Here is a 12,550-nt window from a genome sequence, read left to right on the forward strand (position 1 = left end):
TAGTGTCGCTATTGCAAAAAACACTCCCTGAAGAACACGATGACGACAGTTGCTGCCCAAGCCTTGCCAACAGAAAACGCGGTGGAAGACGCGCTGATGCGCTCCATCCGGATTCCGCCTCGGCCCAGCCTGCTCGTCGATTTGCAGCGCGAACTGGCCGAACCCGATCCATCGCCGCGCAAGATCGCCCGCATCATCGGCAACGACGTCGGCATGTCCGGCGCCCTGCTGAAGCTGGCCAACTCGCCGTTCTTCGGCGCCGCGCGCAAGGCCAAGTCGGTCGAACAAGGGATCAACTTCCTCGGCGTCAACCAATGCGCCGCGCTGCTGACCGGACTGCTGGCGCGCCAGGCCATCGACGGCAACGAGTCCGACCTGAACGCCTTCTGGGAAGTGTCGGCGCGCCGCGCCCAGGCGCTGGTGTTCACCTCGCGCAAGCTGCGCATCGCCCCGCCCGACATCGCCCACACCTTCGGCCTGTTCTGCGACATCGGCGTACCGCTGCTGATGAACCGCTTCACCGACTACGCCGACACCTACGACGACGCCTGCAACGACGCCGAGCGCCCGTTCACCGCCGTCGAGGACGCGCGCTACAGCACCAACCACGCCGCCATCGGCTGCCTGCTGGCGCGCAACTGGGGGCTGTCGCCGGACGTCTCCTGGGCCATCCTGCTGCACCACGACTACCGCGTGCTGGACGACCCGGCCACCGACGACGCGGTGCGCTCGCTGGTGGCGCTGTCGGTGCTGGCGGAAAAAGGCATCCAGCGCTTCCACGGCCGCAGCATGTCCTATGAATGGGAAAAAGGCGGCGACAGCGCCTGCCGCCACCTCGGCCTGAGCGAGGATGAAACCGCCGACCTGCTCGACGAACTGCACGAAGCATTCCACACCGAACGTTAATAAAGAAGCCCATGCCCAAGAACAAGCGCCCCGTACCGCGCAAATCCGCCAATTCCCCGGAACTGAAGGACGAACAAAACACCACCGAACTGTGCGCGCTGGCGCTGGACCTGTCCGACGGCGAGTTCAACAACGACATCGTGGCCGAAGCCACCCGCGCCGACCTGGCGCAGAAAGCGCTGGAGTTCCAGCGCCTGCTGCGCAAGCTGCTCAACCAGGGCAAGGACGAAGTGCTGTACGGCGCGATCGAACTGGCGCGCGACGAATCGGTGGACGGCTACCGCTACCTGCGCAGCGCCATCGAGGACGGCGCCGCCACCGTGCTGCTGCGGCGCGAAGGCGCGCCCGAGCTGGAGATCGACGCCTTCGCGATTCCGGTGTTCGTGCACAGCCAGGGCGGACTCGACCCGGCCGCCGACTTCCAGGACGGCGCCGCCTACGAGGCGCTGCTGGCCAGCTTCACCGACGCCGGCCTGGAAAGCCCGCAGGCCAAGGTGGTGCTGGTCAACCACGCCTACGATCTGGAAGAGATCGAAGGCGTGACCTACGGCCAGCTGCACGCCATGGTGCGCGAGGCGGCGCAATCGCTGACCGAGAAAAAAATCGCCGCCGCGCCGGCGCTGGAGCGCAGCATGGCGGCCGGCTGGTCGCCGACCGCCTTCGGCGCCGACGACAGCGCGGTCGAGCTGCGCTTCCTGCTGGGCTTCTCGCTGAAGCGCGCCGACGACGCCTTCTACAAGGTGCCGAAAGGCGACAAGGCGGCCGACGCCTACTTCGCCAAGCGCGCCGAACGCTATCAGAAGTGGACCGAGCAATACGGCGCGCTGGTGCAGCGCTGCCTCGGCCGAGGCCGTGGCACGATGCCGGAACTGACCCTGAACTTCCTGTACCAGGATCTGTTCTTCGGCGCCAGGGCGCAGGGGCAGTCCGAATATGGGATGCTGCAGATCCTGTCGGCGCTGAACCAGGCGCTCGATGGCCGCGATCCGGCGCAGGCCGACGCCGTCATCGCCCCCACCGACGTCGACGACGAGATGGTGCTGCGTGTGCAGCTGTCGCTGGACGGCGCGCTGCTGGCCAGCTGCGACAAGCCGCTCGACCTCGGCGCCGACCTGGAAGCCGAAGTCGACGACCTGCGCGATGCGCTGGCCAGCATCGGCGTGGCGCGCGTCGACGTCGCGCTGCGCTTCGACGCCCAGGGCCGGCCGGTGGAGCGCAAAGCCTTGTCCTGAAAGCGATTTCCTGTTTGACAGTCTCCATTTAGCCGAGGATACTTTCCTGATCGCGGAACGTAGATTCCGCTGCCTGGTGCGGTGCAGGCTTTGTGCTCCGCAACAAAGGGAGACACGTCATGAAATCATGGGCCCTCATCCTGTGCGCCGCGCTGCTGACCGCTTGCGCCGGCGCGCCGCTCGGCATACAGTCGCCGCCGTCGCAAGTCTTCCACGATCAGTTGTTCCAGCCGCCGTCGGCGCCGATCGACACCGACAGCGTGTTCGCGCTCAGTCCGCGCATGCGCGACTACCTGCGGCGCGAGATCAACCTCACCCAGAGCAAGGACGTGCGGCGTCAGCTGTTCGACGCGCTGTACCGCAAGGACAAGCTGCAGCTCGAATACGACTCGGCCATGACCCGCAATGCCGCCCAGACCTTCGACGCGCGCGCCGGCAACTGCCTGTCGCTGGTGATCATGACCGCCGCGCTGGCGCGCGAGCTGAACCTGGTGGTGCAGTTCCAGCTGATCGACATGGAGGAAAGCTGGAGCCGCTCCGGCAATCTCTACTTCGCCGCCAACCACGTCAACCTGGCGCTGGGCAAGCCGCGCACCAGCCGCAATCCGTACGACAGCGGCTACAACCTCGACATGTCGAACTCGCTGACGGTGGACTTCATCCCGATCCCGCCCAAGGCGCGCGAAACCGCCCGGCCGCTGGAGGAACACACCATCGTCGCCATGTACCTGAACAACCGCGCCGCCGAGCAACTGTCGGCCGGCCACGTCGACGACGCCTACTGGTCGGCGCGCAAGGCGGCCGAGGTCGATCCGCGCTTCCTCAACGCCTACAACACGCTGGGCGTGATCTACCTGCACGCCGGCCACTCCGACGCCGCCGAGCAGGTGCTGCGCTACGCGGTGTCGCAATCGCCGTTGCGCACGGTGTTCCTGTCCAACCTGGCGCAATCGCTGGAGAACCAGAACAAGCTCGACGAGGCGGCCGCGTTGCGCGTCCGCCTGGCCCAGCTGGAGCCGCATCCGCCGTTCTATTTTTTCAACCTGGGCCAGGAGGCGATGAAGCTGGGCGACTACGAGCGCGCCCGCAAGCTGTTCGAGCGCGAAGTCGAGCGGGTCCCGGACTACCACGAATTCCACTTCTGGCTGGCGCTGGCGTATAACGAGTTGGGCAACGTGCGCGCCGCCGACCGCCACATGGCGCAGGCGATGGCCAACAGCACCACGCGCGGCGACCACGACCTGTACGCGGCCAAGCTCGACCGCCTGCGCGCCTACGCCGCGCAGGCGCCGGCCAAATAGCCGGGGGCCGGTACCGGCGGCGGCGCAGGAATGGTATTCTGCGTAGACATTGCTTGACACATAGTTGCGGACACGCAACAATTGTAAAATATGTAAATCAAGCAGCACTTCTATCACAAGGATTCCGCCATGCCGAGACTCAGGCCCGCCCGCGCCGCAGTCCCCCTCCTCGCCACGTCTTTGCTGATCGCCGCCTTGCTGACCGCCTGCGGCGGCGGTGGCGGCGGCAACAACGGCGGCACGCCGACCACGCCGGCGGTCTCGCCGGCACTGAGCTTCACCCCGTCCACCGTCACCGCCAGCATTCCGGCCGGCACCTCGCAGACGCTGAGCGTGATCGCCAGCGTGGCGCGGCCGGCCGACTTCGCCAATGCCGGCACCGTGTACGCCACCGTCACCGACAGCGTCGGCGTGATCCTGCCCAGCGCCCAGCTGATCCGCGACAGCGACACCCAGTACCACGCCGTGCTGCAATCGGCGCCGACGCTGGTGGCCGGCAACTACAAGGGCAGCTTCACCGTCAGGCTGTGCCGCGACAGCGGCTGCGCCAACCAGTTCCCCGGCTCGCCGATGACGCTGCCCTACGACCTCACCGTGCAGCCGGCCGGCCAGGCCAGCTTCAGCGCCGTCAGCGCCATGCCGCTGAGCGCCACCACGCAACAGGGCGGCGCCGCGCCGGCGCGGAGCGCGGTCACCATCAGCGCCCCCGGCCGCAGCTGGACCGTCAGCAACGGCGGCGCGTCGTGGCTCAAGCTGGACGCCGCCGGCGGCAGCGGCAACGCCACGCTCGGCGTCGGCTACGACGCCACCGGCCTGGCCGTCGGCAGCTACAGCACCACGCTGACCGTGCTCGCCGGCGACGGCCTGAGCGTCGCGCTGCCGGTCACGCTGACCGTGCTGCCGAGCGGCCTGGTCCTGGGCAGCAACAGCGTCACCTTCAACGCCATCAACGGCGCGCCGATTCCATCGCAGATCGTCAGCCTCGACACCGACAACAAGCTCAGCGCCACCTGGACCGCCGGCAGCAACGTCCCCTGGCTGAGCGTTTCGCCGACCGTCGGCACCACGCCGGCCACCACCGTGCTGACCGTCGACGCCACCGTCGGCAAGCTGGCCAGCGGCAGCTACAGCGGCGCGATCAGCATCGCGCCGAAAGACCTGCCGCTGCGCACGCTGCCGGTCACGCTGAACCTGATCCCGGCCACGCTGCAGGCCTCGTCCAACAGCATCACGCTGGGCGGCGTCTACGGCCGCGACTTCGGCACCGCGCAGACCCTCGGCCTGGGCCTGAACACCGCCACCAACAGCTGGCCGTGGACGCTCGGCAACCTGCCGGCCTGGGCCACCGCCAGCGTCACCGCCGGCACCATCAACCAGGCCGGCGCCAGCAGCGCGATCAAGGCGCTGCCGAGCGCCGCCCCGGCCGGCGTCACCTCGGTGCTGCTCAATGCCTCGGCGCAGGTCAACGGCGACGTGGTCAACGCGCCGGTGCTGCTGACCATCAACAAGGACGCCCACCGGCTGCTGCCGGCCGAGGCGGCGGTGGCCTTCGTCAGCACGCCGACCTGGAGCCGGCTGACCCGCACCATCAGCGTCGCCGACAACTTCGGCGCCTTCAGCGGCATGACCGCCGTCAGCGACCAGTCGTGGCTGGTGGTGGGCGTCAACGGCAACCAGCTGATCCTGACCGCCGACCCGACCCAGATGCTGGACGACACGCTGCAGACCGGCACCATCACCGTCACCTCCTCCGCGACCGACGGCGCCGCCATCGCGCCGATCCGCGTCTCGCTGTGGAAGGGCTCGGCCGCGCCCGGCGCCAAAGTGGCGGTGCCGCTGCCGTACACCACCGTCGTCACCGATCCGGCGCGGCCCTATGCCTACGCGCACAACGGCGGCGCCGTGATCGACGTCTACAATCTCTACACCGGCCAGAAGGAAGCCAGCATGACCGGCTTCTCGGCGCACCTGGGCGACATGGCCGCCGGCCTCAACGGCGACTTCCTGTACATGGTCGACGTCGACAACGCCCGCATCACCACGGTCGACCTGCGAACCCGCGCCATCAGCGCCCAGCTGCCGCTGGCGACGCCGGGCACCCGCGCCACCCGCCTGAAAGTGGTGCGGCCGAACGGCGTCGAGGTATTGCTGATGAGCGACGGCCAGGCCTTCCTGACCAGCAGCAACAGCCCGCTGGCCTCGCTGCCGCTGAGCGGCGGCGGCGCGCTGGGCGCCAGCGCCGACGGCAAGCGCGTGGTGCAGCAGAGCGAGGCCGGCGCCACGGTGCAGCACACCACCATCCTGCTGGACTACGCCGCGCTCAACGGCGGCACGCTGTACTCGCCGAAGTCGGCTGCGGCCAGCCACCTCAGTCCGGGCACGCAGGGGCAGGACATCGCCGTCAGCGCCGACGGCAGCCGCATCTACAGCGCCAGCGCCACGCCCAAGCTGTGCAGCGTGATGAGCTCGGCGGACCTGGGGGTCAGCAGCTACCTGGCCATCGGCGACGCCGCGCCCAACAATATCGAGGTCGGCCTCGACGGCCGCATCTTCTGCGGCGGCGCGGCCAAGCCGGCCGGCAGCGACATCTGGATGTACAACGCCACCGGCGCCACGCTGCTGCAGCAGTTCAAGCTGAGCAGCACCGGCAAACAGCTGTTGCCGCGCCAGATGGCGCTGTCGAGCGACGGCTGGCTGCTGGTCGCCATCACCGAGGACGGCGTCCTCACCATCGTCCCGGTCGGCCCGTAAATGGAACGCAGCGCAGCGCTGGACCACATCTTCTGGCACGCGCTGGCCGGCGCGCACCGGCGCCACTCCAGCGGCACCGACACGGCGCGCCGCTACACCCAGGGCTTCTCGCCCATCATCGCCTTCGCCGACCCGGCGCGGCCGGACTTCGCGGCGCTGGCGCCGTGGTGCGAGCCGGGCGAGCGCTTCTACTGCGAAAACTGGACCGGCGCCGCGCCGCCGGGCTGGCGCATCGAAGCCGAGACCACCATGTTCCGCATGCTGTGGGACGGCGCCGCGCCGGTTGCAGATCCCGCGCCGGAAGCGGTGCCGCTGCGGCCGGAACACGCGCAACAGGCGCTGGAACTGGCCACGCTGTGCAAGCCGGGGCCGTTCGGCATTCGCACCATCGAGCTGGGCGACTACTTCGGCCTGTTCGACGGCGAACGGCTGATGGCGATGGCCGGCGAACGCCTGCGCGCGCCGGGGCTGTGCGAAATCAGCGGCGTCTGCACCCACCCCGACTACCAGGGACGCGGCCTGGCCAAGCGCCTGATCGGCAAGCTGCTGCGCCTGCACCAGCAACGCGGCGACCGCTCCTTCCTGCACGTCATGCGCAGCAACCCCGCCCACCAACTCTATCTCGACATGGGTTTCAAGGACTACCTGGAATCAACGGCGCGGGTGGTGGTGGCGGACTAAAGCAGCAGCTTCCATTGCGCCAGTTTTTGCGCCAGCGTCAACGAGGCATGGGCCGGCGAGGTGGAGGGCAGCACCACGGTGCGATAGCCGGCGGCGGCGAACTGCGGCGCGAACTTGCCGGAGGTTTGGCCGTTGAAGCCGACCGTCTCCAACAGCGGACACAGCTCGCGCAGGCGGGCGAAGTCGTTGGCGGCCGGCTTGCGGATCGCGGAATCGAGACTGCCCTCGCGCTCGCACGCGCCCAGCACATCCCACAAGCCGAAGCCATGCGCCAGCAAACGTGGCAAGCGCTCGGCGTACGGCAGCGCCGTCAGCGCCTCGCCGGTCAGCGCCGACAGGATCGGCCACATCAGATTGCGTGGATGCGCATAGTATTGCTGCGCCGCCAGCGACGCGGCGCCGGGAAAACTGCCCAGCACCAGAATCCGCGTGCGGGCGTCGAGCACCGGCGCGAGGCCGGTCAGGGCGGGACTTGGGGGGCTAAGTTCGGGCAACATGCGGGCATTTTACCGGACCGTCGCGGCGGCCGGATTCGGGTGTAGAATTTACCGGCGGCCCGACCGCGCCATAAAAATAACCGCAGGAGACTTGTATGACGGAACGCACCATCGACAGGCTGCTCGCGCAGTACAGCGAAAGCCATCTCAATCCCACCAACGAACTGATCCACTTTATTTGCGTGCCCGTCATCGTGTTCACGCTGCTCGGCCTGATCTGGGCCATCCACCCGCTGCTGGCGCTGACGCTGAGCCTGGCCTCGCTGTGGTATTACTTCAAACTGTCGAAGCCGTTCGCGCTGGGGATGCTGCTGATGGCGGCGCTGATGCTGTCGCTGCTGGCGGCGCTGCCGGAGCGCACCGTCCTGCCGCTGTCGATCGCGATTTTCGTGCTGGCGTGGATCGGTCAGTTCATCGGCCACAAGATCGAAGGCAAGAAGCCCTCCTTCTTCGACGACCTGCGCTTCCTGCTGATCGGCCCGCTGTTCGTGCTGGGATTCCTGTACCGCCGGCTGAACGTCGCCTATTAATCAGCGAAACATGGTGTGGGCGAACAGGGTCTGCGCGGCGCCCTGGACGTCGTCCTCGGCCAGCATCAATACCAGCAAGGTGCTGACCACGACGTAGCCCAACAAGGTGACGACCTTGATTTGCAAGCCGGTGCTCATGTCGTCCTCCGTTGTCGAATAGATATTTCACTATACGTGGGATTGCCGCGAATACAGTTGAATTTACAAGCCCGATACAACTTAGCCAGCCATGTGTTGCGCCGCAACAAAAAGATGATCGCTAGGCAAGAAGCCACCGCGCCCGCTATACTTGCCCGAATGTCCTCTCCATTACTTTTCATCATCGCCTGCCTGATCTGGGGCTCCACTTTCTTCGCGATCACGCTACAACTGGGCGAGGTGGCGCCGGCCGTTTCCGTGGTCTACCGCTTCGGACTGGCGGCGGCCGTGTTGTTCGCCTGGTGCGCCGCGCGCGGCGACAAGCTGCTGATGCCATGGCGCACCCAGCGCTGGATGTTGCTGCAGGGCAGTGCCACCTTCGGCCTCAGCTACATCTGCACCTACACCTCCGAGCAATACCTGGTGTCCGGCCTGGTCGCCGTGCTGTTCGCGCTGATGGTGTTCTGGAATCCCATCCTCAACCGTTTCGCCTTCGGCAGCCCGCTCGGCTGGCGCACCTGGAACGCCGGCGCCGTCGCCATCTGCGGCGTGACGCTGCTGTTCTACCAGTCGATCCACGGCGCCTGGAACGAGATCCTCAACGGCGGCAGCGGCCACTTCCTGCTCGGTCTGATACTGGCGCTCAGCGCCACCATCGCCAGCGCGATCGGCAACGTGATCGTCATCAAGGTGCGCGAGCAATCGTCCAACGTACTGCTGACGATGGCCTGGTCGATGCTGTGGGGCAGCCTGCTGGTGGCGCTGTGGGTGCTGCTGAGCGGCCAGTCGTTCACACTGCCGAGCAGCGCCAGGTACTGGGGCGGCCTGCTCTACCTGTCGCTGTTCGGCTCGGTGATCGCCTTCGCCGCCTACTTCACGCTGATCCACCGCATCGGCTCCGACAAGGCCGTCTACATCGGCGTCGTCACGCCGGTGATCTCGGTGCTGCTGTCGATCCAGCTCGAACACTTCCGCCCCGGCCCGCTGGAATGGGGCGGCATGTTACTCTGCCTGTCCAGCGTCGCCTGGGCGCTGCAATCGAATTCCCCAACCAAGACTGAAACCTGATGAGCACTTCCGAACTGACCATCCGCCCGGCGACGCCGGCCGACGTCCCCGCCATTTTCGGCATGATCTTCGAACTGGCCGTGTTTGAAAAACTGGAACACATGGTGGTGGCCAACGAAGGCATGCTGCACGAGAGCCTGTTCTGCGACAAGCCGGTGTGCGAAGCGCTGGTCGGCGAGACCGGCGGCGAGGTCGTCACCTTCGCGCTGTTCTTCCACAACTTCTCCACCTTCCTGTGCAAGAAGGGCCTGTACTTGGAGGATTTGTACGTCAAGCAGTCCTGCCGCGGCAAAGGCTACGGCAAGCAGATGCTGGTCGCGCTGGCGCGCCTGGCGGTCGAGCGCGACTGCGGCCGCTTCGAATGGTCGGTGCTGGACTGGAACGCCAACGCCATCAGCTTCTACCAGGGCATGGGCGCCACCGTGATGCCGGATTGGCGCATCTGCCGCGTCACCGGCGAGGCGCTGGAACAGCTGTCGGCCCAGGCCTGAAGCGCGCCCCCAGGCCGACCGCCGCCCAGCGCGAGAACGATTTCCAGGCCAAGCGCGTGCTGCACAAGCAGGTGGTGCGGGTGCGCTCCAAGCTACGCTCGCTGTGAGCCTGCGCGTCCGGCCAGGCGTTCCAGCAGTTCGAACGCGCCCTGCGTCAGCAGCGCCAGCGCCGCCGCCGGAATCGCGCCGGCCAGCAGCATGTCGTTGTCGTTCAGCGCCAGGCCGATGGTGATGCGCTCGCCGAAGCCGCCGGCGCCGATGAAGGCGGCGATGGTCGCCGTGCCCACGCTCATCACCGCCGCCGTCTTCACGCCGGCCAGGATCACCGGCAGCGCCAGCGGCAAATCGATATGCACCAGCCTTTGGTGCGGCCGCAGCCCCAGGGCCTGCGCTGCCAGCTTCAAGCCGGGCGACACTTGCAGCAGGCCGGTGCAGGTGTTGCGCACGATCGGCAGCAAGGCGTACACCACCAGCGCCACCAGCGCCGGCACCGTGCCGATCATCCCCAGCAGCGGAATCAGCAAGGCCAGCAGAGCCAGCGATGGCACGGTCTGCAATACGCCGGTCAGCCCCAGCACCACTTGACGCAGGCGCGGCAGCGCCGCCGCCAGCACGCCCAGCGGGATGCCGGCTACGCACGCCAAGGCCACCGACAGCAGGACCAATGTCAGATGCTGACGCGTCAAACGCCAAAGATTTTGGTCGAACAGCTTGGCCATCAGGCCATCGCGCGCGGCTGGCGCCGCAGTCGCGACGGCCGGCGGCGTTGCCGCGACGGCCGGCGGCGTTGCCGCGACGGCCGCCGACGACGCCGGGACCGGCGCGGCGCCGGTGGCGGGCGTGCCGCCGCTGGCGCCGGGCGGGTGCGGGGGATGCGCCGCCAACCATTCGCGCGCGACGCGGTCGAAGCCCTGGCCGTCGATCTCGGCGGCGGCGTTCATGGCGATCATGTCGGCCGCGCTGATGCGCCCCTCCAGCTGGCCGATCGCCTTCCACGCGGCCGGGAAGCGCTGCGCCGCGTCGAGCCGGTACAGCAGCACCGCATCGTAACGCGGGAAGTAGGCGCGGTCGTCTTCCAGCACGTGCAAGCCGTACTGGCGGATCTTGGCGTCGGTCGAATAGATATCGATGACGTCGACCTGCTTCTGCATCAGCGCCTCGTAGGCAATGCCGTGATCCAGCCCCTCCGGCCGCTGCTTCAAGCCATAGCGCGCCGCCAGTCCAGGCCAACCATCTGCGCGCCCGATGAATTCATGCGACAACCCGAAGCGCAGCTTGTCCCGCCCGGCCAGGCCGCTCAGCTTCGGCACGCCGTCCGCCCCGCCGCGCATCGCCAGCGCATAAGTGTTGTTGAAGCCCAGCGGCACCGCCACGCCCAGCCCCATCGGCGCCAGCTCGCGGCGGATCTGCTCCAGCGGGGCGGCCTGCGTATGCTTGAGGATCTCCAGGTCGATGGTGCCCAGGTACTCGGGATACACGTCGATGCGCCCGGCCTGCAAGGCGGCCAGGACGATGGCGGTGTTGCCCAGTCCCTGAAGATGTTCAACCTTGGCGTGCGGCGCGGCGGTCTGCGCCAGCACCTCGCCAAGGATGTAGGATTCGGTGAAGCGCTTGGAGCCGATGTGCAGTGTGTCGGCGCCGGCAGCGCAATGCAGCGCCAGGCCGGCCAGCAGGAGGGGGATGCGGAGAAAGTATGGGAGCATCCGGTTAATGTAACCGAAAGCGGGCCATGCGCGCTTTAAACTTGAGGCGCGCGCAGCACGCCGGCGTTGACCACGCCCCGGCACGGATTGAGACCGATGGCGTACGACAGGTCCGCCGGCCGCGCGATGCGCCACAGCGCAAAGTCGGCGCGCTTGCCCACCTCCAGCGTGCCGACGTCCCGCTGCATGCCCAGCGCGCGCGCCGCATGCCGCGTGCAGCCGGCCAACGCCTCCAGCGGCGTCAAGCGCCACAAGGTGCAAGCCATGTTCATCGCCAGCAGCAAGGACGTCATCGGCGAGGTGCCGGGATTGCAGTCGGTGGCGACCGCCATCGCCACGCCGGCGGCACGCAAGGCGGCCACCGGCGGCGGCGTGGTGTCGCGAAGGAAGTAGTAAGCGCCGGGCAGCAGCACCGCCACCGTGCCGGCGGCCGCCATCGCGGCGACGCCGGCCTCGCTCAAATGTTCAAGATGATCGGCGGACAGGCCGTGGTAGCGCGCCGTCAGCTCCGCGCCGCGCTGGTCCGACAGCTGCTCCGCATGCAGCTTGACCGGCAGGCCGTGCGCGCGCGCGGCCTGGAACACGCGCTCCGTCTGTTCATGCGAAAAGCCGATCCGCTCGCAGAACGCGTCGACCGCGTCGACCAGCCCCTCGGCCGCCAAAGGCGCGATCATCGCGCAGACTTCCGAGATATAGTCGTCGGCGCGCCCGGCGAACTCCGGCGGCAACGCATGCGCGCCGAGGAAGGTGGTGGCGACGTTGACCGGAAAATCGCGGCCGATGCGGCGCGCGGCGCGCAGCATGTTCGCCTCCGATTCCAGCGTCAGGCCATAGCCGGACTTGATCTCGATGGTGGTCACGCCTTCGGCCAGCAGGCTGCGCACGCGCGGCAGGCTTTGCCGCAGCAGCTCGTCCTCGGAGGCGGCGCGGGTCGCGCGCACGGTGGACATGATGCCGCCGCCGGCGCGCGCGATGTCCTCATAGGTGGCGCCGTTAAGCCGCGCCTCGAATTCATCGCTGCGGTTGCCGGCATGGACGATGTGGGTGTGGCAGTCGATCAGCCCCGGCGTCAGCCAGCTGCCGCCGCCGTCGTGCACCGTGACCGCTTGCGCCCCCGGCGGCAGATCGGCCTGCGCGCCCAGCCAGGCGATATTGCCATCCTTGACCGCGATGGCCGCGTCGCGGATTTCGCCATAGCCGTCGGCCATCGTGGCGAGGTGCACATTGGTGAACAAAAAATCCCACATGAAGC

General features: G+C 67.8%; 12 protein-coding genes. 8 read left to right on the plus strand and 4 right to left on the minus strand.

The window, feature by feature from the left end; genetic code table 11:
• Positions 1-39: 39 nt before the first annotated feature.
• The 5 genes from GW587_RS00455 to GW587_RS00475 all read left to right on the plus strand — a co-directional run bounded on the left by GW587_RS00455 (position 40) and on the right by GW587_RS00475 (position 6,871).
• The gene (locus GW587_RS00455) at positions 40-906 is read left to right on the plus strand and encodes an HDOD domain-containing protein (RefSeq protein WP_166097363.1); all 867 of its coding nucleotides are present in this window, start codon (positions 40-42) and stop codon (positions 904-906) included.
• Between the two features lie 11 nt (positions 907-917).
• Entirely contained in the window at positions 918-2,138 is a 1,221-nt protein-coding gene (locus GW587_RS00460; protein WP_166097365.1) for a DUF2863 family protein, read from the plus strand.
• 119 nt (positions 2,139-2,257) lie between these two features.
• Positions 2,258-3,439, plus strand: a complete 1,182-nt coding sequence (locus GW587_RS00465; protein ID WP_166097366.1) for a tetratricopeptide repeat protein — start codon at positions 2,258-2,260, stop codon at positions 3,437-3,439.
• Positions 3,440-3,568: 129 nt separating this feature from the next.
• Positions 3,569-6,190 carry a BACON domain-containing protein gene (locus tag GW587_RS00470; RefSeq protein WP_229259235.1) on the plus strand — a complete coding sequence of 874 codons (2,622 nt, stop codon included), beginning with the start codon at positions 3,569-3,571 and terminating at the stop codon, positions 6,188-6,190.
• Positions 6,191-6,871: a GNAT family N-acetyltransferase gene (locus tag GW587_RS00475; RefSeq protein ID WP_166097368.1), complete on the plus strand. Its 681-nt coding sequence runs from the start codon at positions 6,191-6,193 to the stop codon at positions 6,869-6,871.
• On the opposite strand, the gene GW587_RS00480 is transcribed toward GW587_RS00475, so the two are convergent.
• Positions 6,868-7,368 carry a DNA-deoxyinosine glycosylase gene (locus GW587_RS00480; RefSeq protein ID WP_207393296.1) on the minus strand — a complete coding sequence of 167 codons (501 nt, stop codon included), beginning with the start codon at positions 7,366-7,368 and terminating at the stop codon, positions 6,868-6,870. The genes GW587_RS00475 and GW587_RS00480 overlap by 4 nt on opposite strands.
• A gap of 95 nt (positions 7,369-7,463) precedes the next feature.
• On the opposite strand from GW587_RS00480, the gene GW587_RS00485 reads away from it, so the two are divergent.
• On the plus strand, positions 7,464-7,898 hold the full coding sequence (locus GW587_RS00485; protein ID WP_166097370.1) for an Mpo1 family 2-hydroxy fatty acid dioxygenase: 435 nt from the start codon (positions 7,464-7,466) through the stop codon (positions 7,896-7,898).
• Here GW587_RS00485 and GW587_RS00490 read toward each other — a convergent pair whose 3' ends face one another.
• Complete coding sequence (locus GW587_RS00490; protein ID WP_166097371.1) at positions 7,899-8,036, minus strand: hypothetical protein; 138 nt, start codon at positions 8,034-8,036, stop codon at positions 7,899-7,901. It abuts the gene before it with no gap.
• A gap of 159 nt (positions 8,037-8,195) precedes the next feature.
• Here GW587_RS00490 and GW587_RS00495 point away from each other — a divergent pair, with 159 nt between their 5' ends.
• Together GW587_RS00495 and GW587_RS00500 are read left to right on the plus strand one after the other, a co-directional pair.
• The gene (locus GW587_RS00495; RefSeq protein WP_166097373.1) at positions 8,196-9,104 is read left to right on the plus strand and encodes a DMT family transporter; all 909 of its coding nucleotides are present in this window, start codon (positions 8,196-8,198) and stop codon (positions 9,102-9,104) included.
• On the plus strand, positions 9,104-9,595 hold the full coding sequence (locus GW587_RS00500) for a GNAT family N-acetyltransferase (protein WP_166097374.1): 492 nt from the start codon (positions 9,104-9,106) through the stop codon (positions 9,593-9,595). The genes GW587_RS00495 and GW587_RS00500 overlap by 1 nt, the downstream gene beginning before the upstream one ends.
• 92 nt (positions 9,596-9,687) lie before the next feature.
• On the opposite strand, the gene GW587_RS00505 is transcribed toward GW587_RS00500, so the two are convergent.
• Positions 9,688-11,298 carry a glycine betaine ABC transporter substrate-binding protein gene (locus tag GW587_RS00505; RefSeq protein WP_166097375.1) on the minus strand — a complete coding sequence of 537 codons (1,611 nt, stop codon included), beginning with the start codon at positions 11,296-11,298 and terminating at the stop codon, positions 9,688-9,690.
• A 35-nt stretch (positions 11,299-11,333) separates the two neighbouring features.
• Positions 11,334-12,545 (minus strand): imidazolonepropionase, encoded by a 1,212-nt coding sequence (gene hutI, locus GW587_RS00510; protein ID WP_166097376.1) that lies wholly within the window; start codon positions 12,543-12,545, stop codon positions 11,334-11,336.
• Between the last annotated feature and the right edge of the window lie 5 nt (positions 12,546-12,550).

Source organism: Duganella aceris, from assembly GCF_011090165.1.
Taxonomy (GTDB): Bacteria; Pseudomonadota; Gammaproteobacteria; order Burkholderiales; family Burkholderiaceae_D; genus Rugamonas; species Rugamonas aceris.

Excerpts from the sequence above, each read along its gene's own strand:
- GW587_RS00455 (WP_166097363.1), top strand. The coding sequence starts at position 40 with ATGACGACAGTTGCTGCCCAAGCCTTGCCAACAGAAAACGCGGTGGAA.
- GW587_RS00475 (WP_166097368.1), top strand. The coding sequence starts at position 6,191 with ATGGAACGCAGCGCAGCGCTGGACCACATCTTCTGGCACGCGCTGGCC.
- GW587_RS00485 (WP_166097370.1), top strand. The coding sequence starts at position 7,464 with ATGACGGAACGCACCATCGACAGGCTGCTCGCGCAGTACAGCGAAAGC.
- GW587_RS00505 (WP_166097375.1), bottom strand. The coding sequence starts at position 11,298 with ATGCTCCCATACTTTCTCCGCATCCCCCTCCTGCTGGCCGGCCTGGCG.
- GW587_RS00500 (WP_166097374.1), top strand. The coding sequence starts at position 9,104 with ATGAGCACTTCCGAACTGACCATCCGCCCGGCGACGCCGGCCGACGTC.
- GW587_RS00465 (WP_166097366.1), top strand. The coding sequence starts at position 2,258 with ATGAAATCATGGGCCCTCATCCTGTGCGCCGCGCTGCTGACCGCTTGC.
- GW587_RS00495 (WP_166097373.1), top strand. The coding sequence starts at position 8,196 with ATGTCCTCTCCATTACTTTTCATCATCGCCTGCCTGATCTGGGGCTCC.
- GW587_RS00460 (WP_166097365.1), top strand. The coding sequence starts at position 918 with ATGCCCAAGAACAAGCGCCCCGTACCGCGCAAATCCGCCAATTCCCCG.
- GW587_RS00470 (WP_229259235.1), top strand. The coding sequence starts at position 3,569 with ATGCCGAGACTCAGGCCCGCCCGCGCCGCAGTCCCCCTCCTCGCCACG.
- GW587_RS00480 (WP_207393296.1), bottom strand. The coding sequence starts at position 7,368 with ATGTTGCCCGAACTTAGCCCCCCAAGTCCCGCCCTGACCGGCCTCGCG.
- hutI (WP_166097376.1), bottom strand. The coding sequence starts at position 12,545 with ATGTGGGATTTTTTGTTCACCAATGTGCACCTCGCCACGATGGCCGAC.
- GW587_RS00490 (WP_166097371.1), bottom strand. The coding sequence starts at position 8,036 with ATGAGCACCGGCTTGCAAATCAAGGTCGTCACCTTGTTGGGCTACGTC.